This is a genomic window from Arthrobacter methylotrophus, from assembly GCF_039539965.1.
Lineage (GTDB): Bacteria > Actinomycetota > Actinomycetes > Actinomycetales > Micrococcaceae > Arthrobacter > Arthrobacter methylotrophus.
Window position 1 is genome coordinate 2,955,319 of sequence record NZ_BAABED010000001.1, and the last position, 22,795, is coordinate 2,978,113.

At 62.9% G+C, this 22,795-nt stretch carries 23 protein-coding genes and 1 pseudogene; 6 read left to right on the plus strand and 18 right to left on the minus strand.

Annotated elements, in window-relative coordinates; genetic code table 11:
* Positions 1-5 precede the first annotated feature (5 nt).
* From ABD884_RS15570 to ABD884_RS15600, 7 genes are read right to left on the minus strand one after another with little or no spacing between them, the layout of a single operon-like run.
* Positions 6-842, minus strand: a complete 837-nt coding sequence (locus tag ABD884_RS15570) for an HpcH/HpaI aldolase/citrate lyase family protein (RefSeq protein ID WP_345047526.1) — start codon at positions 840-842, stop codon at positions 6-8.
* Positions 839-1,387, minus strand: a complete 549-nt coding sequence (locus ABD884_RS15575) for a MaoC family dehydratase (RefSeq protein ID WP_345047530.1) — start codon at positions 1,385-1,387, stop codon at positions 839-841. Before ABD884_RS15575 ends, ABD884_RS15570 begins: the two co-directional genes overlap by 4 nt.
* Positions 1,384-2,136: a CoA transferase subunit B gene (locus tag ABD884_RS15580; protein WP_345047533.1), complete on the minus strand. Its 753-nt coding sequence runs from the start codon at positions 2,134-2,136 to the stop codon at positions 1,384-1,386. The genes ABD884_RS15575 and ABD884_RS15580 overlap by 4 nt, the downstream gene beginning before the upstream one ends.
* Before the next feature lie 2 nt (positions 2,137-2,138).
* Positions 2,139-2,906, minus strand: coding sequence for a CoA transferase subunit A (locus ABD884_RS15585; RefSeq protein ID WP_345047536.1), 768 nt, complete (start codon positions 2,904-2,906; stop codon positions 2,139-2,141).
* Between the two features lie 19 nt (positions 2,907-2,925).
* Positions 2,926-4,101 (minus strand): acyl-CoA dehydrogenase family protein, encoded by a 1,176-nt coding sequence (locus ABD884_RS15590; protein ID WP_345047540.1) that lies wholly within the window; start codon positions 4,099-4,101, stop codon positions 2,926-2,928.
* 2 nt (positions 4,102-4,103) lie between these two features.
* On the minus strand, positions 4,104-6,218 hold the full coding sequence (locus tag ABD884_RS15595) for an acetyl/propionyl/methylcrotonyl-CoA carboxylase subunit alpha (protein WP_345047543.1): 2,115 nt from the start codon (positions 6,216-6,218) through the stop codon (positions 4,104-4,106).
* Between the two features lie 4 nt (positions 6,219-6,222).
* Positions 6,223-7,830 (minus strand): carboxyl transferase domain-containing protein, encoded by a 1,608-nt coding sequence (locus ABD884_RS15600; protein WP_345047547.1) that lies wholly within the window; start codon positions 7,828-7,830, stop codon positions 6,223-6,225.
* A gap of 153 nt (positions 7,831-7,983) precedes the next feature.
* Between ABD884_RS15600 and ABD884_RS15605 the strand changes: the two genes are divergently transcribed.
* Positions 7,984-8,613, plus strand: a complete 630-nt coding sequence (locus ABD884_RS15605) for an SACE_7040 family transcriptional regulator (RefSeq protein WP_345047549.1) — start codon at positions 7,984-7,986, stop codon at positions 8,611-8,613.
* Between the two features lie 76 nt (positions 8,614-8,689).
* On the opposite strand, the gene ABD884_RS15610 is transcribed toward ABD884_RS15605, so the two are convergent.
* From ABD884_RS15610 to pdhA, 3 genes are read right to left on the minus strand one after another with little or no spacing between them, the layout of a single operon-like run.
* Entirely contained in the window at positions 8,690-10,108 is a 1,419-nt protein-coding gene (locus tag ABD884_RS15610) for a dihydrolipoamide acetyltransferase family protein (RefSeq protein ID WP_345047551.1), read from the minus strand.
* Positions 10,105-11,115 carry an alpha-ketoacid dehydrogenase subunit beta gene (locus ABD884_RS15615; protein ID WP_345047555.1) on the minus strand — a complete coding sequence of 337 codons (1,011 nt, stop codon included), beginning with the start codon at positions 11,113-11,115 and terminating at the stop codon, positions 10,105-10,107. Before ABD884_RS15615 ends, ABD884_RS15610 begins: the two co-directional genes overlap by 4 nt.
* The gene (pdhA, locus tag ABD884_RS15620) at positions 11,115-12,281 is read right to left on the minus strand and encodes a pyruvate dehydrogenase (acetyl-transferring) E1 component subunit alpha (RefSeq protein WP_376953520.1); all 1,167 of its coding nucleotides are present in this window, start codon (positions 12,279-12,281) and stop codon (positions 11,115-11,117) included. The genes ABD884_RS15615 and pdhA overlap by 1 nt, the downstream gene beginning before the upstream one ends.
* 194 nt (positions 12,282-12,475) lie before the next feature.
* Here pdhA and ABD884_RS15625 point away from each other — a divergent pair, with 194 nt between their 5' ends.
* The 3 genes from ABD884_RS15625 to ABD884_RS15635 all read left to right on the plus strand — a co-directional run bounded on the left by ABD884_RS15625 (position 12,476) and on the right by ABD884_RS15635 (position 14,144).
* Entirely contained in the window at positions 12,476-12,955 is a 480-nt protein-coding gene (locus tag ABD884_RS15625) for an Lrp/AsnC family transcriptional regulator (protein ID WP_345054902.1), read from the plus strand.
* Positions 12,956-13,123: 168 nt separating this feature from the next.
* A complete protein-coding gene (locus ABD884_RS15630) occupies positions 13,124-13,537 on the plus strand; it encodes a DUF4383 domain-containing protein (protein WP_345047557.1) in 414 nt (137 codons plus the stop codon).
* 28 nt (positions 13,538-13,565) lie between these two features.
* On the plus strand, positions 13,566-14,144 hold the full coding sequence (locus ABD884_RS15635) for a hypothetical protein (RefSeq protein WP_345047560.1): 579 nt from the start codon (positions 13,566-13,568) through the stop codon (positions 14,142-14,144).
* Between the two features lie 171 nt (positions 14,145-14,315).
* Here the strand turns inward: ABD884_RS15635 and ABD884_RS15640 are convergent, their stop codons facing one another.
* The 7 genes from ABD884_RS15640 to ABD884_RS15670 form a co-directional block, all read right to left on the minus strand.
* On the minus strand, positions 14,316-14,900 hold the full coding sequence (locus ABD884_RS15640; RefSeq protein WP_345047563.1) for a DivIVA domain-containing protein: 585 nt from the start codon (positions 14,898-14,900) through the stop codon (positions 14,316-14,318).
* Between the two features lie 21 nt (positions 14,901-14,921).
* A complete protein-coding gene (locus ABD884_RS15645; RefSeq protein ID WP_345047566.1) occupies positions 14,922-15,845 on the minus strand; it encodes a phosphatidate cytidylyltransferase in 924 nt (307 codons plus the stop codon).
* On the minus strand, positions 15,845-16,402 hold the full coding sequence (gene frr, locus ABD884_RS15650) for a ribosome recycling factor (protein WP_028266563.1): 558 nt from the start codon (positions 16,400-16,402) through the stop codon (positions 15,845-15,847). The genes ABD884_RS15645 and frr overlap by 1 nt, the downstream gene beginning before the upstream one ends.
* A 102-nt stretch (positions 16,403-16,504) precedes the next feature.
* Positions 16,505-17,242, minus strand: a complete 738-nt coding sequence (gene pyrH / locus ABD884_RS15655) for a UMP kinase (RefSeq protein ID WP_028266562.1) — start codon at positions 17,240-17,242, stop codon at positions 16,505-16,507.
* Positions 17,243-17,401: 159 nt separating this feature from the next.
* Positions 17,402-18,238 (minus strand): translation elongation factor Ts, encoded by an 837-nt coding sequence (tsf, locus tag ABD884_RS15660; protein WP_028266561.1) that lies wholly within the window; start codon positions 18,236-18,238, stop codon positions 17,402-17,404.
* Positions 18,239-18,359: 121 nt separating this feature from the next.
* A complete protein-coding gene (gene rpsB, locus ABD884_RS15665) occupies positions 18,360-19,223 on the minus strand; it encodes a 30S ribosomal protein S2 (protein WP_028266560.1) in 864 nt (287 codons plus the stop codon).
* A gap of 76 nt (positions 19,224-19,299) precedes the next feature.
* Positions 19,300-19,557 (minus strand): hypothetical protein, encoded by a 258-nt coding sequence (locus tag ABD884_RS15670; protein ID WP_345047573.1) that lies wholly within the window; start codon positions 19,555-19,557, stop codon positions 19,300-19,302.
* 245 nt (positions 19,558-19,802) lie between these two features.
* On the opposite strand from ABD884_RS15670, the pseudogene ABD884_RS15675 reads away from it, so the two are divergent.
* Positions 19,803-20,063 (plus strand): annotated as a pseudogene (locus tag ABD884_RS15675) (M23 family metallopeptidase); the annotation flags it as partial.
* Between the two features lie 117 nt (positions 20,064-20,180).
* Here the strand turns inward: ABD884_RS15675 and ABD884_RS15680 are convergent.
* Positions 20,181-21,371, minus strand: a complete 1,191-nt coding sequence (locus ABD884_RS15680; RefSeq protein ID WP_345047576.1) for an acyl-CoA dehydrogenase family protein — start codon at positions 21,369-21,371, stop codon at positions 20,181-20,183.
* A 237-nt stretch (positions 21,372-21,608) separates the two neighbouring features.
* Here ABD884_RS15680 and ABD884_RS15685 point away from each other — a divergent pair, with 237 nt between their 5' ends.
* Entirely contained in the window at positions 21,609-22,721 is a 1,113-nt protein-coding gene (locus tag ABD884_RS15685) for a hypothetical protein (RefSeq protein ID WP_345047578.1), read from the plus strand.
* The last annotated feature ends 74 nt before the right edge of the window (positions 22,722-22,795 follow it).

The window sequence follows — 22,795 nt, forward strand, 5'->3', positions numbered from 1 at the left end:
GCCCTTCAGGAAATCCGGGCCCTGCGCAGCGTGGACTCGGCGTGTTTGAGGATGGGTCCGTCCACCATTTTGCCCTTGTACTGGAACACCCCGGTCCCGGCCGAAGCCGCAGCGTCAAGCAACTCGCGCGCCTCGGCGACAGCCCCGGGAGATGGAGCGTAGGCTTCGCGGACAACGGCAACCTGGTTCGGGTGGATGCAGGCCTTGGCACCGAATCCGCTGGCCACGGCGTCCGCGGATTCCACGCCCAGTCCGGCAAGGTCGGGAATATCGACGTAGACCGAGTCGATGGCTTCCTTGCCCGCGGCTTTGGCGGCCAGCAGCACGGTAGAGCGGGAGTGCGTCGCAACGGCCCGGTAGCCGCCGTCGGCCTTGCGGCTGGAGGTGCCACCCATGGAAGCAATAAGGTCCTCCGCACCCCACATGAGCCCGACGACGTTGGGAGCCTGGGCGATCTCGCTCGCATTGATGATCCCTTTGGCCGTCTCGCACAAGGCGATGACGTGGTACCCCTCGAGTGCTTTCAGCTGTTCGCCGGTCTCGGCCTTGGCCAGCATGACGGTCCGGTAAGGGGTGTGCGCGAGGCAGTGCATGTCCTTCTCGAACTCCGGGGTGCCCGCCGGGTTGACGCGGACGATCGTACGGCTCGGATCAAGCTCGGCCGTCTCGCCACCGGAGCCAAGCTGGGCCAGGATCGCCCCCCGGGCCCTTTTCTTATCCCCGGGCGCAACTGCGTCCTCCAAGTCGATGATGACGGCGTCGGAACGCTCAGCGGCCTTTTGGAACCGTTCCGGGCGGTCGGCGGGGCAGAACAGCAAAGCGGGGCCCATCGTGAAGGTCATATATTGATTGTCCCCTGTTGTGCCTCCAGATGCGCGGTCCGGGTCCACATGAGACATGCCCTCGTCGCCAGCGCCACCACCGTGCCGCCTTGGTTGCGGCCTGTGTGCTGCATGGTCACGACCCCCTGCCCGGGACGCGACGACGATGCCCGCTTCCCGGTGACGACAGTCTCCGTGTAGAGGGTGTCACCGTGGTACAGCGGGTGCGGGAACGAAACGTCCGTCAAGCCCAGCTGGGCAATGATGGTGCCCTGCGTCAACTGCGTGACGGACTGTCCCACCATCGTGGACAACGTGAACATCGAGTTCATGAGCCGCTGTCCAAACGGCTGGGTGGCACTCCACGCCGCGTCCAGGTGCAGGGCCTGGGTGTTCATGGTCAGCGTGGTGAACAGGACGTTGTCCGTTTCCGTCACGGTCCGCCCGGGCCGGTGGGCATAGACCACGTCTTCTTCGAGTTCCTCGAAGTAGAGGCCCCTCTGTTCAACAACACGGCGCTCAGGGACACTGCGCTCAGGGACACGGGGCTCAGGGCCGCCGGTCATACAGTCAGCTCCTGGTCCTCTTCGAAGAGTTCGACGCCGGTCGCGGCGGCCACGTCCTCGGCGGAGACGTTCGGTGCCAACTCGCGCAGCACAAGCCTCGATTCCCCGCCTTCGGAGACGACGTCGATCACAGCGAGGTCGGTGATGATCCTGTCCACGCAGGCCTTTCCCGTCAGGGGCAAGGAGCATTCCTTGACGATCTTGGGCTTCCCGTTGCGGTCCACGTGCTCCATCATGACAATCACTCGCTTGGCACCGAAGACAAGGTCCATGGCACCGCCCATGCCCTTGACCATCTTCCCCGGAACCATCCAATTGGCAAGGTCCCCGTTGGCCGCAACCTCCATGGCGCCCAGCACTGCGACGTCCACGTGGCCGCCACGGATCATGCCGAATGATGTTGCGGAGTCGAAGAACGCGGCGCCCGCGTTGACGGTGACCGTTTCCTTGCCGGCGTTGATCAGATCAGGATCCACAGCATCCTCCGCCGGGTACGGGCCCACCCCGAGGATGCCGTTCTCGGAATGCAGGATCACCTCGACCCCGTCAGGAATGTAGTTGGGAATGAGGGTGGGCATGCCGATCCCGAGGTTGACGTATTGTCCGTTGCTGAGTTCGCGGGCCACCCGGGCGGCAAGTTCGTTCCGCGTCCAGCCTTTGCCCTCGTGGTGTTCGACGTCGGCCCGGCGGTATTCGTGCCGGACCGCCTCGGGGCGCGGGGGTACATCCTGCGTGCTGGTGGAATCCATGGCTAAGCTCCTGCCTGCTCGGTCAAAGCGACCGTCCGCTTCTCGATGCGCTTCTCGGTGTCCGGCGCAAGCAGAACCCGTTGAACGAAGATGCCCGGTGTGTGGATGTGTTGTGGATCCAGTTCGCCGGGTTCCACGAGCTCTTCCACCTCGGCGATGGTGATCCGGGCCGCCATGGCACACAACGGATTGAAGTTCATGGCCGTCGCATGGAACACGAGGTTGCCGTGCCGGTCGCCCTTCCAGGCGTGGACCAGCCCAAAGTCGGGTGTCAGGGATTCCTCGAGGACATAGTCAGCCCCATTGAAGGTGCGCACTTCTTTAGGTGAGGACGCGATCGCCACGTTGCCGTCGGCGTCGTACTTCTGTGGAAGTCCGCCTTCCGAAACTTGTGTCCCGACCCCGGCAGCCGTGAAGAACGCGGGGATACCGGCGCCGCCGGCGCGCAGTTTCTCGGCCAGGGTGCCTTGCGGAGTGAGCACCACCTCGAGCTCGCCGGCAAGGTATTGCCGCGCGAACTCCTTGTTTTCACCGACGTAGGAGCTAATGGTCCGGCGGATGCGTCCGTCCCGGAGCAGGATGCCCAGGCCCCAGTCGTCCACGCCGCAGTTGTTGCTGACCGTTTCAAGGTCCGTGGTGCCTTGATCGTGCAGCGCGTCGATGAGCGCCACCGGGATACCGCACAAGCCGAAACCGCCGACCGCGAGCGAGGCGCCGTCGTGGATGTCCTTCACCGCTTCCGCGGCGCTGGCAACAACTTTGTCTATCATCGTTTACCTTCCCTGACGGTTAAAGGCCCAGCTCGCGGGCGATGAGCATCAACTGGACCTCGGTGGTGCCTTCCCCGACTTCCAGGATCTTGGAGTCGCGGTAATGGCGTGCCACCGTGAATTCGTTGATGAAGCCATAGCCACCAAACACCTGGGTGGCGTCCCGTGCGTTGTCCATGGCTGCCTCGCCTGCGACCATCTTAGCGATGGCCGCTTCGGTCTTGAACGGCCGGCCGGCAAGCATCCTCGCGGCCGCGTCGTAGTAGGCAAGCCGTGCGGTATGGGCCCGAGCCTGCATGCGGGCGATCTTGAACTGGATGGCCTGGTATTTGCCGATGTTCTTCCCGAAGGCCATGCGTTCCTTGGCATATTTCACGGACAAATCAACGCAACCCTGGGCTGCACCGGTGGCGAGCGCGGCGATGGCGATGCGGCCTTCGTCCAAGATGGACAGAAAATTGGCGTACCCCCGTCCACGGACACCGAGCAGGTTCTCTTCGGGCACGCGGACGTTGTTCAGTGTCAGCGGGTGGGTATCGGAGGCGTTCCAGCCCACCTTGTTGTAGGCCTTCTCCGCAGTGAAACCCGGAGTATCGGTAGGGATCAGGAGGGTGGAGATTTCCTTCTTGGTGCTCCCGTCCTTGCGTTCGTGCTGCCCAGTCACGGCGGTGACCGTGACGAGCCGGGTAATGTCGGTTCCGGAGTTGGTGATGAACTCCTTGTTGCCGTTGATGACCCAGTTTTTTGCGTCTCCGACGCCCTCGAGGTGCGCGTTGGTCTTGGTGCCGCCTGCGTCAGAACCCGCTTCCGGTTCGGTCAGCCCGAAGCCTGCGAGCGCTTCGGCGGAGGTCAGTTGCGGCAGCCAGTGTTCCTTTTGAGCCTGAGTGCCGAAGCGGTACACCGGCATGGCGCCGAGCGAGACGCCCGCTTCCAGGGTGATGGCCACGGACTGGTCCACCCGGCCCAGCTGCTCCAGCGCGAGGGCGAGGGCGAAGTAGTCCCCGCCCATGCCGCCGAACTCTTCAGGGAACGGCAAGCCGAAAAGGCCCATCTCCCCCATCTGCTTGACCACTTCGTAGGGGAAGCTGTGTTCCTCGTCGTGCTTGGTGGACACAGGGGCAACTACCTCGTCGGCGAATTCCCGGACGGAGTCGCTCAGGTCCTGGTATTCCTCACTGAGTTCAAAACTTGGCATGGCTAGGCTTCCTCGTCTTTCTGGTTTTCTGTCGGTTCCGCTGTGGCTTCAGGGGTTGCTTCCGTGGTGGATTCCGGAGCCACGTGGATGGTGGCGAGGACTTGGTCTGCCTTGACGAGGTCCCCGGTTTTGCTGCTGAGGTGCACGGTGCCGGAGACGGAGGCCACCAGTTGGTGTTCCATCTTCATCGCTTCCACTGAGAGGAGGACCTGGCCTGCATCGACATGATCCCCGTTATGCACGGAAACGGAGACGACGGTTCCCGGCATGGGAGACCGGACTTCCGGGTCCGCTGCGCCTTCTTCGCGCTGGATCCCCGCGAGGATGCGTTGGAGCCTGGCCTCGCGGTCCAGGATTTCCAGGCGGCAGGACCAACCGTCGCTGCCGAGCCAGAGCTCGCGTGTTCCACCCACCGGAGATGGCGAGCCGTGCGCAAAACGGTGCTCGACGCCGTCGAGCACCAGCACCGCCTCTCCCCCAGCCCCCTGCCGCATGGTGGTTGAGTGCTCGATGCCGTTATCCACGCGCGCGGTGAATCCCGGCCCGTTAGCGGCCAGCCCCACAATCGCCAGGCCACCGTCGGAACGCGCGATGGTGGTCTTCCACGGCGCGGGGGCGCCCAAGCGCCAGCCATCGGGGGTGTTCCACGGTGCTGCCGTTCCGGCAGCTACCGTCGTGGCCCGGCTGAGAAGGGCCGCGGCGATCAGCTCGACGTCGGTCACGTGACGGAAGTCCAGGGCCTCGAGCTTGCGTTCGATCAAGCCGGTGTCGAGGCGCCCGGCGCGGACGTCGTCGTCGTTGATCAGGAGCCGCAGGTATTCAACGTTCGTGTGCACGCCCAGCAGCGTGTAGTCCCCCAGCGCGTGGTCAAGGGTGTCCAGCGCCGCTTTGCGGTCCGGCCCCCAGGCAACGACCTTTGCGAGCATGGGATCGTAGTCGCCGGTGACGGACAGTCCCGGAAGCATGGCGGAGTCGACGCGGACGTGCGGATCGTTGCTTGCCCGTTCCCGGAGCGTCACGATCTCGCCGATGGAGGGCAGGAAACCGCGTTCGGGCACCTCAGCGTAGACGCGCGCCTCCACCGCGTGCCCGTCAAGCACGACGTCGGCCTGCGCCACCGTGAGGACCTCACCTGCGGCGATGCGCACCTGCCATTCGACAAGATCGACGCCCGTCACCATTTCGGTGACGGGGTGCTCCACTTGGAGTCGGGTGTTCATCTCCATGAAGAAGAAATGCTCCGGGTCCTGGTCCGAAACAAGGAACTCGACTGTGCCCGCACCGCTGTACTTGACACTTCGGGCAGCCTGGCAAGCGGCCTCGCCGATCCGGGCCCGGACCTCGGCACCGTGCGCCAGTGACTCCAGCAAGGGCGACGGTGCTTCCTCGATGACTTTCTGGTGGCGGCGCTGCAGGGAGCATTCGCGCTCGCCGAGGTGGATGACGTTGCCGTGGTTGTCGGCGAGGACCTGGACCTCGATATGCCGGGGCGATTGGATGAACTTTTCCAGGAACAGGGTGTCATCCCCGAAAGCACTCGCGGCGATGCGCCGGGCCGTCAATAGGGTGGCTGCCATATCCTCGCGCCGCTCCACGATATGCATTCCTTTGCCGCCGCCACCGGCCGAAGGCTTGATGAGCAGGGGGAAGCCGACGCCGGGCGCCGCTTCGATCAGTGCCTCGTCGCTCAAGCCCGGTTCGGCGATCCCAGGAACGCACGGAACGCCATAGGACACGACGTGGTTCTTGGAACGGATCTTGTCGCCCATGATCTCAATGGCATCAATGCCGGGGCCGATGAACGCGATACCGGCTGCGTCCAGCGCCTTGGCGAACTCCACGTTCTCGGCGAGGAATCCGTAGCCCGGGTGGACGGCTTGGGCGCCGCTTTGCAGGCATGCCTCGATGATGGCGTCTATCCGCAGGTAGCTGTCCGCCGCCGCGGCTGTGCCGATCCGGACGGCAGTGTCTGCCTCGCGCACGTGGCGCGCTCCGGCGTCGGCGTCTGAATACACCGCTACGGAGCGGATCCCCATGGCCTTGAGCGTGCGGATGACGCGGCAGGCGATCTCGCCGCGGTTGGCGATTAGCACGGTATTGAAAGAGGTGATTGTCATGGGGTCACATCCGGAAGAGGCCGAAGGAGGTTTCCGGCAGGGGTTGGCGGGACACAGTATCGAGGGCCATGCCCAGGACGCGCCGGGTGTCGGCCGGGTCGATGATCCCGTCGTCCCACAGCCGGGCGGTGGAGTAGTAGGGGCTGCCTTGGTCCTCGTATTGCTGTTTGATGGGGGCCTTGAAGGCTTCCTCGGCCTCGGCGGACCATTCCTCGCCGCGGGCCCCGTATTGATCCCGTTTGACGGTGGCCAGGACACTGGAGGCCTGGTTCCCGCCCATCACCGAAATCCGGCTGGCTGGCCACATCCACAGGAAGCGCGGCGAATAGGCCCGCCCGCACATCGAGTAGTTCCCGGCACCGAAGGAACCGCCGATCACCACCGTCAGCTTCGGCACGCGGGCGGTGGCGACGGCGGTGACCATCTTGGCACCGTTCTTGGCGATGCCACCCTGCTCGACGTCCTTGCCCACCATGAAGCCCGAGAGGTTCTGCAGGAAGACCAACGGGATGCCGCGCTGGTCGCAGAGCTCGATGAAGTGAGCGCCCTTGAGCGCGGACTCGCTGAACAGCACCCCGTTGTTGGCCACGATGCCCACCGGGTGGCCATGCAGCTTCGCGAAGCCGGTGACCAGGGTGGTGCCGTAGTTTTTCTTGAACTCGTGGAACCTGGAGCCGTCCACGAGCCGGGCGATGACTTCACGGACGTCGTACTGGGCATTGACGTCCGGGGGAACGGCACCATAGATCTCGCCCGGGTCCACCAGAGGCTCGACGGCGGTGTCCACGTCCCAGACGGGGGCCGCCGGCTTGGGCAGGGTGGAGACGATGTCGCGGACGATCTGCAGGGCATGCTCGTCGTTCTCGGCCAGGTGGTCCGTCACGCCCGAAATCCTTGAGTGGACATCGCCGCCGCCAAGCTCCTCCGCCGTGACGATCTCACCGATCGCGGCCTTCACCAACGGCGGACCACCCAGGAAAATAGTCCCCTGGTTCCGGACAATCACCGTCTCATCACTCATCGCCGGCACATAGGCACCCCCGGCGGTGCAGGAGCCCATCACCGAGGCAATCTGCGGGATCTTCGCCGCGGACAACTTCGCCTGGTTGAAGAAGATCCGGCCAAAGTGCTCCTTGTCCGGGAACACCTCGTCCTGCTTCGGCAGGAACGCACCCCCGGAATCCACCAGGTAGACGCACGGCAGCTTATTCTCCAAGGCAATTTCCTGCGCCCGGAGGTGCTTCTTCACCGTCATCGGGTAATACGTCCCACCCTTGACCGTGGCGTCATTGGAGACCACCATCACCTGACGGCCGTGCACCAAACCGATCCCCGCAATGATCCCGGCGCCGGGCGAATCATCGTTGTACATCCCATTGGCCGCCAACGGCGCAATCTCCAAAAAGGGGCTTCCCTCGTCCAACAAGTAATTGATGCGCTCCCGCGGCAACAACTTCCCCCGCGCAACATGCCGCTCCCGCGACTTCTCCGGACCACCCAGAGCCGCCACGGAAAGCCGCTTCTTCAACTCTTGCACCAGGGACAGCTGCGCCTCCGCGTTGGCCGCGAACTGATCGCTGCTGGTATCCAGCTGGCTGACGAGTGTCTCCATCGACTGCGTCCCATCCCGGCCCATGGCCATCTCAGTTAGTACCGCATAACTGGAATTTAGGTTAGTCTCTATTAACTGTGTTGTCCATCACCCCGGCACCGGACTTGGCTCGGTACCCGACGTGGAATTGGACGCTTGCAAAGAGGAGGAATTGTGGCCACCTTCCCGGGGAGCCCCAAGCAGGACAGCCAGGCACCGACCCAAAGAAGCCAGGCCAAGGAAACACGGCGCAAAGCGCTTCTCGCCGCCGCGGCCGGGCTGTTCGCTGCAGATGGCTTCAACCGTGTGTCGCTGGAGGACCTGGGTGCCGCCGCAGGAGTCAGCGGGCCGGCCGTGTACCGGCACTTCTCCGGAAAACAGGCCGTCCTCGCCGAGCTGCTGCTGAGCGTCAGCCGCAATCTGCTCGACGGCGGCCATACCGTGGTATCCGAAGCCTCCGACGCCCAGTCCGCATTGCGCGGACTCGTGGAATTCCATGTTGACTTCGCCCTCAGCAATCCCGATGTCATCAGGGTCCAGGACCGCGACTTCAGCAACCTCAGCGCATCCGACCAAGCCGAAGTCCGCACCCTCCAGCGCAACTACGTGGAACTGTGGGTGGGTGTGCTTGGCGAACTTCATCCAGACGCCGATCCCGGAGAGCTACGGGTCCGGGCCCACGCTGCCTTCGGCTTGATCAACTCGACCCCCCACTCGGTCCGGCATCACGGGCGCCGCATGGCGGTTAAAAGCGCCAGGCCCATCCTCGAACGCATGGCTCTGGCAGCCCTCACGGCTAACTAGAGGCCCAACTAACTCGCAGTTGTTGTCGTTTTGAGGGCTCATAACGACAACAACTGCGAGTTAGTTGGGTATGGGACTAGATCATGGTCATGACTGCTGCCGGGTCAGACAGAATCGCGCCCAGGTCGGCCAGGAATTTCGAGCCTTGTTCGCCGTCCACCAGCCGGTGGTCGAAAGCCAGGCTGAGCGACATCACCTGGCGCACCGCGAGTTCGTCGTTGTGCACCCAGGGAGCTTTGCGCACCGATCCCAGTGCCACGATGGCAGCCTCGCCCGGGTTCAGGATGGGGGTTCCGGCATCGATCCCGAAGACACCGATGTTCGTGATCGAGATGGTCCCGCCCGCCAGATCTGCCGGAGAGGTCCTGCCGGAACGCGCCGTGTCCGTGAGCTCGGACAGCGCCGTGGAAAGCTCCAGCAGCGTCATCTTGTCCGCATCCTTGATGTTCGGAACCGTCAGGCCCCGCGGCGTGGCTGCCGCGATGCCCAGGTTCACGTAGTTGAACTGCACGATCTCCTGTGCTGCGTCGTCCCATCGCGAGTTCAGGCTCGGGTTCCTGCGCAGGGAAATCAGGACTGCCTTGGCCGCGAGCGTCAACGGCGTGAGCTTGTAACCGGCGAACTCCCGGCTGGTCTTCAGCCTCGTCAGGAGCTCCATAGTGGGCGTGACATCGACAGTCAGGAACTCCGTCACATGCGGCGCCGTGAACGCACTCTGCACCATGGCAGCGGCCGTGAACTTGCGGACTCCCTTGATGGGAGTACGGGTCTCGCGTTCACCGGGCACGCCCGCGTAGATCGGGGCGGGCGCCGGGGTGACCGCAGACACAGAGACTTGCCTCTGGTCCACAGCGGCGAACTCCTGGACATCGGAACGGGTGATGAGCCCTCCCGACCCGGTCCCCTTGACCATCTCAAGGTCAATTCCGAGGTCCCTTGCCAGTTTGCGGACCGGAGGCGTGGATCGCGGACGTTCCTGTTCCGCCGTCGGCTCGCTTGGAACAGCCACTGGCACTTGGACAGGCTGCTCGGCGAGCGGTTCGTTCACGGGCTCGTGTTCGGTCACGCCTCCGTCAAAGTTCCGTTGGCGCCGGGCCGGGCGTCCGGACTTTTCGACGACGGCTCCGTAACCCACCAGGTTTGGCTCACGCTTGGCCAAGGCCTTTTCAAAGTCGGACGCCCCTTCGGAGTCGGACGCCCCGGGAGTGCCGGCATCGGAACCACCGGAAGGTGAGTCACCGGCGTCGTCGACTTCAAAGGAAACGATTGGCTTGCCGACCTCTACCACCGAACCGGCTTGTTCGTGTAAGGCCGCAACGGTTCCGGCGAAGGGTGAGGGCAACTCCACCACGGCCTTGGCCGTCTCGACCTCGGCAATGACCTGGTTCAAGGTCACGGTATCCCCCACCGCAACCTTCCAGCTCAGAATTTCCGACTCTGTGAGTCCTTCGCCGAGGTCAGGAAGCCTGAATTCCTTGATCATGGTGGCGCTCATCCTTCCAGGCCGCTCAGGGAGTTGCCGCGGCCAAGAGCCCGGTCCACGCCGTCAAGAATCCTGTCCAGATCCGGCAGATGGTGCATTTCGAGCTTTGAGTACGGGTACGGAATGTCGAATCCGGTGATCCGGACCGGCGCCGATTCAAGGTAGTTGAAGCAGCGTTCGGTGATGCTGGCGGCGATTTCCGCTCCAAGACCGCCTGACTGTGCAGCCTCATGGGTGATGACCAGCCTGCCGGTCTTACGGACGGAGGCTTCCACTACCGGGAAGTCGATCGGCGCGAGGGAGCGCAGGTCGATAACCTCCACGGAGATGCCTTCATCGGCGGCAGCCATGGCGGCGTCGCCCGCGGTTTTCACGAGCGGGCCGTACGTCACCAGCGTGACATCGCTTCCGGTGGTGACCACCCTGGCCTTTTCCATGGGAAGTGCCGTCAAAAGATCCGCGGTCTCATCGACTTCACCCTTGTCGTGGTAGCGGCGCTTGGGCTCGAAATACAGCACGGGATCGTCCGAGGCGATGGCTTGCTGGATCATGGTGTAGGCGTCCTGCGGATTAGAGACGCTGATGACGCGCAATCCCGAGGTGTGGGTGAAGTAGGCCTCCGGGGATTCGGAGTGATGCTCCGGTGAACCGATTCCCCCGCCGAAAGGAACGCGGATGGTGATCGGCATCTTGACGCGGCCCTGGGTCCGGTAGTGCATCTTCGCAACCTGGCTGACGATCTGGTCGAACGCCGGGTAGATGAAGCCGTCGAATTGGATTTCGCACACCGGACGATAACCACGGTAGGCCAGGCCGACGGCGGTCCCGATGATCGCGGATTCGGCCAAGGGGGTGTCAACTACGCGGTGTTTCCCGAAGTCCTTCTGGAGGCCGTCGGTCACGCGGAAAACGCCACCGAGTGAGCCGATGTCTTCACCCATGAGGACAACTTTGGGATCGTTTTCGAGGGCCTTGCGCAGGCCGGCGTTGATGGCGCGGGCGAATGTCAGCTTGCTCATCAGAGTGCCCCTTCCTGGGTGGATCCGCTGAAGCTTTCCAGATATCGGGAGTAGTGGTCCTTCTGGCGTTCGATCCAGGAGTTGGGCGTGCTGTAGACGTGGTTGAAAAGGTCTAGCGGGGCAGGATCCGGCATGTTGATGACGCCTGCCCGCAGCTCCCTCGCCACCTCGTCGGCTTTGGCCTGGGTCTTGGCTTCGACCTCTTCCGTCAGCAGTCCTTTGTTGCGAAGGAGCGTCTGGAGGCGGGCAATCGGATCCTTGGCCGCCCAGTCTTCAAGCTCGTTGGCGTCGCGGTAGCGGGTGGGATCGTCCGCCGTCGTGTGCGGGCCCATGCGATAGGTCACCGCTTCGATGAAGGTTGGCCCGCCGCCCTTGCGCGCCCGGTCCAGTGCAATGCGGGTGACCGCCAAGACGGCCAGGACGTCGTTTCCGTCGACACGCATGCTGGGGATTCCAAAGCCCGAGGCACGATCGGCGATCTGGATGTGGGACTGGATCCGGACGGGTTCGGAGATGGCCCAGTGGTTGTTCTGGCAAATGAAGACCACGGGCACTTGGAAGCTTGCGGCGAAGACCATCGCCTCGTTGACGTCGCCCTCGCTCGTGGCGCCATCACCGAAGTACGCAACCGCAACGGAGTCGGCGCCATCGTGCTGGATGCCCATGGCGTAGCCGGTCGCGTGCAATGACTGCGAGCCGATGATGATTTGCTGGGTGGCGATGTTGTGGCGGTACGGGTCCCAGCCGGAGGAAGCGTTACCTCGCCAGGCACGGACCAGGTCCGTTGCCTCGACACCGCGGCAGTAGGCCACGCCGTTGTCCCGATAGCTGGGGAAGACGAAGTCGTCATCCCGGAGGGCCCTGCCCGAACCGATCTGCGATGCTTCCTGGCCCAGCAGTGGCGGCCACAAGGCCAACTCCCCCTGACGCTGCAAGGCCGTGGCCTCGGCGTCGATGCGGCGGATGACCGTCATGTCCTCATACAGCGAGCACAGTTGCTCGTCCGTGACATCACTGACCCAGAGATCAAACTCCGGGTGGCTGATGCGTTCCCCCTCTGGGGAAATCAGTTGGACCAGGTTCCCGCCGGTCCGACGAGGGTTTTCTGCACTGATTCCGGGATTCGGAGCCTTGTAGGCGTCCTGGCCGACTTCGTCCGTCAACACAGTTGATCGCACCTTTCAGCTCGTGCTCGCAGGCCGAGGGTGGACTTGTGATCCAGCCGTGGGCCAGCACCCGGGCGTCGTCGCCTAGATTAATTGTGACCCTACTCACAATGCTCATTGGGTACAACCACCGTCGAAAATTCTGCGCATTCTGCCCTATCTGACTCGCTCTTACCGTGCTAACGTTGCGCATTATGCAAGCTTTGGATGGCACTGACACTCGCCTGCTTTCGGCCATGGCGAAGGACCCCCGCGGCACCGTGGTGGCCTTGGCACAGAAGCTGGGACTATCGCGAAATACGGTTCAGGCCCGGATGGCCCAGCTGGAGAAGAAACATGCGTTCCTCTCCTTCGAACGGCGCATCAATCCGGCCGCCCTCGGCTACCCGCTCATGGCGTTCATCTCCGTGCATGTGCAACAGCAAAAGCTCGGGCAGTTGGCCGCAGACCTCGCTGAAATCCCGGAAATCCTGGAGGGCTACGGGCTGACCGGATCGGCTGACCTCCTGCTGCGCGTGGTAGCGCTCGACGCCGAGGATCTGTTCCGTGTCAACGGCAAGATCCTTGCGTGCGATGGAGTGGAACGAACCGACACCGCCATGTCGATGGGCGAATTGATTCCCTTCCGGGTGCAACCGCTGTTGAACCGAAGTACCAAGAAGGCAATGGCTTGACGCCATCCGTCGTCAGTCCCAATCTGCCGCCGACGCCGACGCCGAAAAAAATTCGTGCCCTCCCACCCATCCATTTCCCCTCGTGGTCCGAATATCTGGTTGAGAGCCCCGTCCGGGGTTTCGAACACAGGCCGGATGCAAACCCGGCCATACCGGAAGGTTTGGACCATGCGCACTTCGCCCAACCGCCTGATCGCCACCGTCTTTGGAGCCGTCTACCTGCTCGTGGGTGTCATTGGATTCTTCGTCGCCTCGGGAATCGGATTCTTCGCTACCGAGGGTGCCAATCTGATCATCTTTGCGGTAAATCCCCTGCACAACATCATCCACCTCGCCATCGGCGCAGCTTTGCTGTATGCCGGGATGAACAGCGCCGCCCTGTCCAAGGCCGTGAACTCGACCGTGGGCGGCGTCTACCTGCTGGTTGGTATCCTCGGGCTGTTCCTCGTCGGCTCGGCCCTGAATATCATTGCCCTTAACGGCGCAGACAACGTGCTGCACCTGGCCAGCGCAGTGGTGCTGCTCGGCGTCGGCCTCTCGCAGGACAAGGTTCCGGCAAACACCGCCAGGGCCCACGTCTAGGAGAATCTGAACCCGGAAGGAGCCGTCCGTGTCAGCTCAAGCTGCGACGTCCGTGGGAGCTACGGCTGGGGCGTCCGTCACCCTGTTTTCGTGTTTCGCGGGAATGGGGGCGGGCCTCGTGGAGCTTTCGATCGCATCAAGCTACATTTCGAGCCGGGGATCGCTCATGTGGGCGGGCGGCATCTTTGCGGTCTGGGGCCTGGCGCTGCTCGCCAGCTCGATTGCCAGTCTCCAACGGGGGCGGCTCCGGTTCCGTAAACCGACAACCGTAGGCCTCTTCGTGGCCGTGCTCGTGCACGTCGCCGTGCTCGTGGCAGGTATTGTCCAAGGAGTACTCGACGGCGGCCATCTGGCAGCCCTTTTCCTGGTCCTCATGGCACTGGGATCCTCTGCGTGGCTCGCCCGAAGGTTCCGCGACGACGGCGGTGGAGACGACGACGGCGGAACGGCGACGGCGCCCCCACGGACGGGTGCGCTCTTGGCGGCTGCCTTCGCCGCCGCCGTCGTTGTCGCAACAGTGACGACGCCGGGACTCGCCGCTTCGGTGGCCGGTCAGCATGCTGTCCCGCATGGAGGGCATTCCCTGCCAAGCGGCCACAACCACTAGACGTCCCCAGCGACAGTTGCGGCGAGAATCCCTCCCGTTCCAATATTAATTCCCGGATGCTCGCTCAGCTATGAAGCCAAAAGACGGAACCCTCCTGCAGATCTGTGAATTGATCTGCAGGAGGGTTCCTCCCTTTGGCCGTATTTATGAGCGAGCGTTGGCTGTCTTTACTTAGTCGATCGCCGCCATGAGTTCGACAACCCGGTCCAGGAAGGCGTCAACCTGTGCCTCTTCGTAGCCGTCGTGCCCCTTGGCCGCAGAGAACGAAGCACGGCGGACACTATCGACACTCAGTGGTTTGTCGTTTTCGAGGTAACCGATAAGGGAAAGGCACAAGGCATCAACCTCGGCGATGTTGTAGCTACGCGCTCGCTTTTTCTCCGGCCGGCGGAAGCGTTCGCCGTCCGGCCGGTGCAAGCGGCCGCGCAAAACCCCGGAAAGTTTGCCGATTTTGAGCAGCCAGGCCTCCTCGCCTTCGGCGGCTATCAGCTCATCACGTTCACGGCGGGCAAAAGCGTCTTCGAGGCGGTCCAGCGCGGCGTCCACAGCAGCAGCGTCATAGCCGCCCTTGACGGGATCGAAAGAAACAGAACGGACATCGTTGCTGCCGATCTTCTCCGAGGTCTCGGCCTTGTTTTCGAACGACAGCCGGGCGAGCTGGAAGAACTGGTCAACTTGCTTTGCGTTGTAGCCGTATTTGCTATGCTCCACACGCTCAAATGCTGCGGGGATCTGGCGACGAATGTCCACTGCCACTGCTTTCCTTCTGGGTGGTTGTCAGGCGCCGCTCAACAGCGCGAAAAGAATAAATGCTGTGGGAGCCGCGAAGACGATCGAGTCTAGGCGGTCCATGACCCCGCCATGCCCGGGGAGGATGCTGCTCATGTCCTTGACGCCAAGCTCCCGCTTGACCATGGATTCAGCGAGGTCGCCGGCGGTGGCCGCCGCGACCATCCCAACGGCAAGAACCACGCCAACCCACCACGGCCGACCCAGGACGAAGATGCTGGCAAGGACACCGATGACCACGGCTCCGCCCACCGAGCCTCCGAAACCCTCCCAGGTCTTCTTGGGGCTGATCTTGGGAGCCATCGGGTGCTTGCCGAACAATGCGCCTACGAGATAACCAAAAGTGTCGTTGGATACCACCAGCAAGAACATCACGGCAATCTGCCAGGCGCCTGCCGGAACTTGTCCACCGGGCCAGGGACCCGCCGTCGTCGCTCCCCCGCCCGCGTGGAGGGGCAAGACGGCGAAGCTGATCAGGAAGGGGACCCAGGCAAGAGTGAAAATTCCCGCGAAGACGCTGCGGGGCGCGCCGGCGGCGCTTTCAAGCGAGCGCCACAGCAGGACGGCCGTGCTGCTGAGCACCATCGCAAAAAGCAGGCTTTCGGGACCGCCGAAGTAGGCTGCCAACGGCATGGCCACCGTGCCAACCAGCACGGGGACAATCGGCATCCGCGTTCCTTGGCCTTCCAGAGCCCGGAAAATCTCCCACACACCGAGCACCGCGAAGGCCGTGGTCAAGAGAACGAAGCCCAACGGCAGGAACAGAAGCCCCCCGAGAACCGCAACGAGCATGGCAAGCCCGACGCCGATAGCGGCCGGAAGATTCCGGCCGGCCTTGGGCGTCGGGTTGCCGCGTTGGCGCCTGGCGCGTGTGGGAATTCCCCGCGCGGGCGCCGGCTCAGCCTCGCTCATCAGACCTCGAGCAGCTCGGCTTCCTTGCGCTTGAGAAGCTCGTCGATACCGTCGACGTGTGCCTTGGTGAGGGCGTCGAGTTCCTTTTCGCCACGGGCACCTTCGTCTTCGCCGGCTTCCCCGTCCTTGACGAGCTTGTCCAGGGAGTCCTTGGCTTTGCGTCGGATGCTGCGGATGGTGACCTTTGCGTCTTCACCCTTGCCCTTGACGATCTTGACGTACTCCTTGCGGCGTTCCTGGGTCAGCTCCGGGATGGTGATCCGGATGACGTTGCCGTCGTTGGATGGGTTCGCACCCACCTCGGAATCGCTCAAGGCCCTTTCAATATCGCGCAGTGCGGTCTTGTCGTAAGGGGTGATGAGAATGGTCCTGGCGTCCGGAATTGCGAACGAGGCCAGCTGCTGCAGCGGTGTGGGGGTGCCGTAATATTCCACGATCACCTTGCTGTAGAGCCCGGGGTTGGCGCGACCAGTACGGATGGTCGCGAAATCCTCTTTGGCCACCTCAACCGCCTTGTCCATCTTTTCCCCGGCTTCGAGCAAGGTTTCTTCGATCACGGTTTCTCCTCAGAAATAGTCGCGCCCCGGTCCACGGGCCGCGATGCACAATAAATTTCCGCCCCTGCGGGCGGAAGAGTCCTAGAAATATCCTAGCCCTTGCTAGGGAGTGACCAGGGTGCCCAGTTTTTCGCCGAGGATGGCGCGGGTGACGTTCCCCTCGCCTTCCATACCGAAGACCACCATGGACAAATCGTTGTCCTTGCACATGGTCATGGCGGTCTGGTCCATGACGCGGATGTCACGGCGCAATGCGTCGTCGTAGCTGAGCCTTTCGAGCTTCTCGGCCGAGGGATCCTTCTTGGGATCCGCCGTGTACACGCCGTCCACACCGCTCTTTGCCATCAGGACGACGTCGGCGTGCACTTCGAGCGCGCGCTGGGCGGCAACGGTGTCAGTGGAGAAGTAAGGAAGACCTGCGCCCGCACCAAAGATAACGACGCGGCCCTTCTCCATGTGGCGGATGGCGCGGCGCGGAATGTAGGCCTCGGCCACCTGGCCCATGGTGATGGCGCTCTGGACGCGGGTCTCGACGCCCGCTTGCTCCAGGAAGTCCTGAAGGGCCAGACAGTTCATCACGGTGCCGAGCATGCCCATGTAGTCGGCTCGAGAGCGGTCCATGCCGCTCTGGGACAATTCGGCTCCTCGGAAGAAGTTGCCGCCGCCGACCACGATTGCCACCTCGACTTCGGAAACGGCTGCGGCGATCTGCTTGGCGATAGCGCGGACGGTTTCCGGGTCTACACCGAGCTTTCCGCCGCCAATGACCTCGCCGGACAGCTTCAGCAGCACGCGGCGTCGGGACTTCCCGGGCTGGATTGCAGTGTTCTCGGTTTCCATGGTGCCTTCCCGTTAATGGACTCTGGCTAGATTATCTTGCTGAGGGGCGCGGCAGAAAGCTGCTCACTGTAGATGCGCTCGGCGCGTGCCTGCCGGGCGCACGGGCCGTTGCATGCAAAAGGGGCGGCCACCGCGGTGGCCGCCCCTTTTTGAATCTGACTAGTTTCCGACGCGGAAGCGGGCAACTGCAGTTGCCTTGACGCCAGCCTCTTCCAGGACCTGTGCAACTGTCTTCTTGGAGTCCTTGGCGAATGCCTGGTCCAAGAGAACCTCACCCTTGTAGAAGCCCGTCACGCGGCCTTCCACGATCTTCGAAAGGGCGGCTTCCGGTTTACCTTCGGCCTTGGCGGTCTCTTCGGCGATGCGACGCTCGGACTCGACCAGTTCAGCCGGGACGTCTTCGCGGCTCAGGTAGTTCGGAGCCATGGCTGCAACGTGGACTGCGACGTCGTGGGCTGCGGTAGCAGCGGCGTCGCCCTCGCCCTCGACGGCGAACAGGACGCCGACCTGGGCCGGGAGGTCCTTGGAGGTCTTGTGCAGGTAAGCGTCAACCGTGCCGCCTTCAATGCGGGCGATGCGGCGGACAACAACCTTCTCGCCGAGGACGGCGCCTTCTTCGACGACAACCTCGGAAAGGGGCTTGCCGTCGACGTCGATGGCCAGCAGGGTCTCGAGGTCGGCAGCACCGGACTCGACAGCGACGGCCAGGACCTTGTCGGCCAGCTGGATGAACTTGTCAGCCTTCGCAACGAAGTCGGTCTCGCAGTTGACCTCGATCATTACGCCGACGCCACCCGTGACCTTGGCTGCAACCAGGCCTTCCGCGGTGGAGCGGCCTTCACGCTTTGTAGCGCCCTTGAGACCCTTGATGCGGATGATCTCGATGGCCTTCTCGGCGTCGCCGTTGGCCTCGTCAAGAGCCTTCTTGACGTCCATCATGCCGGCGCCGGTGCGCTCGCGCAGGGCCTTGATGTCAGCAGCAGTGTAGTTCGCCATGTGAACCCCTCTGTCTAGAAATTTATGTGTTTACGGACTGACAGGACGGCAGCCCACCGTGTGGGCCGCCATCCTGTCAGTAGCTCCCTGCGCCGATATCCGGTGCCGGGAAGGTCCGGATTTACTTGTCTGCTTCGGCTTCGCCGGCCGGTGCTTCAGCAGCAGCCGGAGCTTCGGCGGCCGGGGCTTCAGCAGCCTCGGCAGCCGGGGCTTCGGCCTTGCTGCCTTCGAGGAGCTCGCGCTCCCACTCAGCCAGCGGCTCTTCCGGTGCCTCTGCAGCCCCGGTTGCGCGCTGGTTACGAGCGATGAGGCCCTCAGCAACAGCGTCGGCAACCACGCGGGTCAGCAGGTTGACGGAGCGGATGGCGTCGTCGTTGCCCGGGATCGGGAAATCAACTTCGTCCGGATCGCAGTTGGTGTCCAGGATGGCAACAACCGGGATGTTCAGCTTCTTGGCTTCGTCAACAGCAAGGTGTTCCTTCTTTGTGTCGACAACCCACAGAACGGAAGGAGCCTTGGTCAGGTTACGGATACCACCGAGGTTGGTTTCCAGCTTTGTGAGTTCACGCTTGAGGAGCAGGAGCTCCTTCTTGGTGTAACCGGAGCCCGCAACGTCCTCGAAGTTGATTTCTTCGAGTTCCTTCATGCGCTGAATGCGCTTGGCAACGGTCTGGAAGTTGGTGAGCATACCGCCCAACCAGCGCTGGTTGACGTACGGCTGGCCGACTCGGGTAGCCTGCTCAGCAATTGCTTCCTGAGCCTGCTTCTTGGTGCCGACGAACAGGACGGTGCCGCCGTGGGCGACGGTAGCCTTGACGAACTCGAAAGCACGGTCGATGTAGGACAGCGACTGTTGAAGGTCGATGATGTAGATGCCGTTGCGCTCCGTGAAGATGAATCGCTTCATCTTCGGGTTCCAACGACGGGTCTGGTGTCCAAAGTGGACGCCGCTGTCAAGCAGCTGGCGCATAGTTACGACGGGCATGCCGACGCTCCTTCCGGCAGGTCATTCATGAGAGAGCCACACGGGCCGCTCTTACCCTGCCATAGTTGACGGTTAGTTAGCCGGACCCGAACGGGCCTTGGCTCCTGGCATCCATTGCACTTCCCATCCGGCCAATGACTCGCCGGACCGCAAGAGGCACAATCCTCCGCAGCGTTGAATCCGCGGGGATTCGCAATTGGAGGGTTGGATACGCGTAGTCAGCCTGGAGCCCCCGCGCAACTGAATGAGAAGCGCTTCTGAACAAGCTTGAGGGCACAGCAAACTGCTCCACCAAGTGTACTACAGCGCCTTCAGCCTCATGACCGCGATGCATGAGGCTTACCTTCGATGTTCCCGCTGTTTTCGCTCCGTTTTTCCACATAGCCAAACGTGCCACTTTCGGTACCCACGGAGCTGGCCAAGGCTTGATCCATGAGAATGGTAAACCTCCTAGGCCATCTACTCGTGGTTCTGGCGTTGGGTACAGCACCCGCCGGTGCTGCACCGAATTCCGGCTCAGCCGCTTCAGCCAGCACTCGCCCGGACTGGGTGTGGCCGCTATCCCCCAGGCCCACAGTCATGCGTAGTTTCGATCCACCGGACAAACCCTGGCAAAGCGGGCACCGCGGCGTGGATTTGCAAGCAGCCAACGACGGCGCCACGGTCGCCACTCCTTCCGGCGGAACCGTGAGCTTCGTGGGCTTCGTGGTGGATCGGCCCGTGATCACCATCGACCACGGAGGCGGGCTACGGAGCAGCTTTGAGCCCGTGAGCAGCGAGCTCAAAGAGGGCGCTACTGTCAACAAAGGTCAAGCGATCGGGGCGGTGAAAACGGGCCATTGCTCTGCGTCGCCGTGCATCCACTGGGGTGTGCGGCGCGGGGAGGACTACGTCAACCCGCTTGCCCTCGTCACGGATCTTCGGCCGTCGGTGTTGCTGCCAATAGAGCTGCTGTCGTCAGACGATGGCCGAAATCCCCGTGATGGCCCGCCCCGTGACGAGGGTGTTGATTTCGTGGGTGCCCTCGTAGGAATAGATCGCCTCGGCATCGGCGAAGATCTTGGCCATCTCATAGTCAGTGACGATACCGTTGCCGCCCAGGATGCCCCGGCCCAGTGCGACACTTTCTCGCATGCGCGCCGTGGTGAAGGCTTTCGCCAACGCGGATTGCTCATCCTTGGCCAGTCCGGCATCCTCAAGCTGGGCCAGGCGGACCATCATGCCCATGGAGCCGACTGTGTTGCCCAGGATCTGCACCAACTGTTGCTGCACCAGTTGGAACGAAGCCAGGGGCCTTCCAAACTGCTTCCGTTCAACGGCGTAGCGGCGAGCAACGTCGAACGCCGCAAGCTGCTGCCCCACGGCCTGCCACGCGACCGAGAGCCGCGTGGCTTTGAGGACCTTGTTGGTGTCCCTGAAGCTATTGGCGTTGGCCAGTTTGAAGAAGTCCGGGACCACCACGTTTTCGAGGGTGATGTCGGCGTTTTGGACGGTCCGCAGCGAAATCTTGTTCTCGATCTTGCTGGCTTTGAATCCCGACACGCTCGTGTCCACCAGGAAGCCCTTGACCTGGCTGTCTGCGAGGTCGCGAGCGAAAACCACTACCCAGTCAGAGAAGGTGGCATTGCCGATCCAGCGCTTGGCTCCATTGAGGATCCAGTTGTCTCCTTCGCGGCGCGCAGTGGTCCGGGTCCCCCCTGCGACGTCCGAGCCTCCCAAGGGCTCGGTAAGTCCAAAGGCGCCGAGCTTCTTGAGGGCATAAATGTCCGGCAGCCAGGCGTCCTGTTGCTCTTGAGATGCCAATGACTCGATGCAACCAGTGAACAAGCCGTCGTGAACGCCCATGAACGTGGCAATGGAGGCATCGGCGCGGGTTGCCTCAGCATGGACGAGGCCTGCGAACACATTGGAATAGCCTTGGCGCCTTACCGGGCTGACCAGATCGATCTCGGCCAGCTTGGGGATCAGGTCCATAGGGAACTCCCCACGGTTCCAGCAATCCACCGCAATCGGCTTGACCTCACGGGAAAGGAAAGCCCGAATCTCGACCAGCCGGTCATGCTCCTTGCCCGTGAGCAGCTGCTCAAAGCCATAGAAGTCGCCATCGGCGTACGGGAGGTTCTCGAGGTCGATTCCTACCTTGGACATGGCACTCCTTTGCGTAAGTTACTGGTGAGTAACATACAGCAATGTCTGCCCTTCCCACAAGAAACCAGATGCACCCAGGAATGGCAGAGGGCATCCTGGGAAGTGCCATCGTCCGCGGCTGAAACAACCCCCGTTAACCTCCGGGGTTCCGCGTGTTTGCCCTTTAGACGGCTCACTCCCAGCCCGCATCCGTAGCTTGGCAGGGACATCGTTTCCCCAATCTAAGGACGATTTTCAATGCCTGTTACACCCAACAAGCTCAAGCGCACCTCCGTGGTATTGGTGGGCGCGGCCTTTGCTGCCTCCACTCTTGCCTCCGTTGCCCTGCCGGCATCCGCTGTTGAGGAGAGCGAAGCACACGCCCCGGCCGCCGGATTCACTGTGAAGACGTTTTCCCCGGCCGGCGCTGAGTCAGCACCTGACGACATCACGCGCATGGGCGACTCCGTGTACGTCTCGTTCCAGAATGACGTTGGTCCCTTGGGCGAGGCCTCCGCAAACGGCGCCACAGCCAGCACCGTTCAGCAGTTCAGCCTCGACGGAAAGCCCGGCAAGTCCTGGCAAGTCACGGGCAAGGTTGATGGCCTTACGGCGGATCCGGAACACCACCGTCTTCTCCTCACCGCCAACGAGGATGGCAATTCGAGCTTCTCGACCCTCAGCCCGGACCAGGCGAAGCCGCTGACCACGTACACATATTCGGGCCTCACCCACGGTGGTGGCACCGACGCCGTATCTGTCGTGAACGGGAAGATCCTGGTCAGCGCTTCAGCGCCGGCTGATACTTCTGGCCCGGCCGCCTATTCCGTCGCGTTGGAAGGCACCACCGCCAAACTGACGCCCTTCTTCGGCGACAGCGCTACGGCTACCGCAGCCAATGGTCCCCAGGCTGGAAAGGCAACCACGCTTGGCCTCACGGACCCGGACTCCAACACCCAGGTTCCGGCGTCCGCTCCGCGGTTTAAGAACTCCTTCATGCTTGACGCGCAGGCGGACCAGCAGTTGATCTTCACCTCCAACCCGGGCAGCGGAAAGCAGGCTCTCCAAGTCCTGTCGGTTGCCCAGCCGCTGGATGACACCGTGTTCGCTGCCCACTCCGACCAGACTCTCCTGGTCACGGACCCGAAGGACAACAAGGTCTTCTCCATCACTGGCCCGTTCAAGGCAGGCGAAGCCGTCTCAGCGGTAGTACCCGACGCAGGCCCGTCGTATCTGGCAAACCTGGATCTGGGGACCGGCGCTCTCGCGGCGATCGAGGACCTTGCCTCCATCCAGCCCAAAGGCTTGATGTTCACCGGCGGTGACGAGGACAAGCAGGATTCGCAGGACGGCAAGCGGGCCGGCCAGTAACGTCACGCCGCTCCGGCAGGGTCAACCTGAACTCACCGTGCGACCCGCCCCGTCGCCCCCCATGGCGCGTTCGG

Bases quoted from the DNA above. Each gene is read 5' to 3' on its own strand.
- tsf (WP_028266561.1), bottom strand. From the start codon at position 18,238: ATGGCGAACTACACTGCTGCTGACATCAAGGCCCTGCGCGAGCGCACC.
- ABD884_RS15670 (WP_345047573.1), bottom strand. From the start codon at position 19,557: ATGCATCGCGGTCATGAGGCTGAAGGCGCTGTAGTACACTTGGTGGAG.
- ABD884_RS15590 (WP_345047540.1), bottom strand. From the start codon at position 4,101: ATGCCAAGTTTTGAACTCAGTGAGGAATACCAGGACCTGAGCGACTCC.
- ABD884_RS15585 (WP_345047536.1), bottom strand. From the start codon at position 2,906: ATGATAGACAAAGTTGTTGCCAGCGCCGCGGAAGCGGTGAAGGACATC.
- ABD884_RS15645 (WP_345047566.1), bottom strand. From the start codon at position 15,845: ATGAGCGAGGCTGAGCCGGCGCCCGCGCGGGGAATTCCCACACGCGCC.
- ABD884_RS15600 (WP_345047547.1), bottom strand. From the start codon at position 7,830: ATGGAGACACTCGTCAGCCAGCTGGATACCAGCAGCGATCAGTTCGCG.
- ABD884_RS15630 (WP_345047557.1), top strand. From the start codon at position 13,124: ATGCGCACTTCGCCCAACCGCCTGATCGCCACCGTCTTTGGAGCCGTC.
- ABD884_RS15610 (WP_345047551.1), bottom strand. From the start codon at position 10,108: ATGAGCGCCACCATGATCAAGGAATTCAGGCTTCCTGACCTCGGCGAA.
- rpsB (WP_028266560.1), bottom strand. From the start codon at position 19,223: ATGCCCGTCGTAACTATGCGCCAGCTGCTTGACAGCGGCGTCCACTTT.
- ABD884_RS15625 (WP_345054902.1), top strand. From the start codon at position 12,476: ATGCAAGCTTTGGATGGCACTGACACTCGCCTGCTTTCGGCCATGGCG.
- ABD884_RS15685 (WP_345047578.1), top strand. From the start codon at position 21,609: ATGCCTGTTACACCCAACAAGCTCAAGCGCACCTCCGTGGTATTGGTG.
- ABD884_RS15580 (WP_345047533.1), bottom strand. From the start codon at position 2,136: ATGGATTCCACCAGCACGCAGGATGTACCCCCGCGCCCCGAGGCGGTC.
- ABD884_RS15615 (WP_345047555.1), bottom strand. From the start codon at position 11,115: ATGAGCAAGCTGACATTCGCCCGCGCCATCAACGCCGGCCTGCGCAAG.
- ABD884_RS15570 (WP_345047526.1), bottom strand. From the start codon at position 842: ATGACCTTCACGATGGGCCCCGCTTTGCTGTTCTGCCCCGCCGACCGC.
- pyrH (WP_028266562.1), bottom strand. From the start codon at position 17,242: ATGGAAACCGAGAACACTGCAATCCAGCCCGGGAAGTCCCGACGCCGC.
- ABD884_RS15595 (WP_345047543.1), bottom strand. From the start codon at position 6,218: ATGACAATCACCTCTTTCAATACCGTGCTAATCGCCAACCGCGGCGAG.
- ABD884_RS15680 (WP_345047576.1), bottom strand. From the start codon at position 21,371: ATGTCCAAGGTAGGAATCGACCTCGAGAACCTCCCGTACGCCGATGGC.
- ABD884_RS15575 (WP_345047530.1), bottom strand. From the start codon at position 1,387: ATGACCGGCGGCCCTGAGCCCCGTGTCCCTGAGCGCAGTGTCCCTGAG.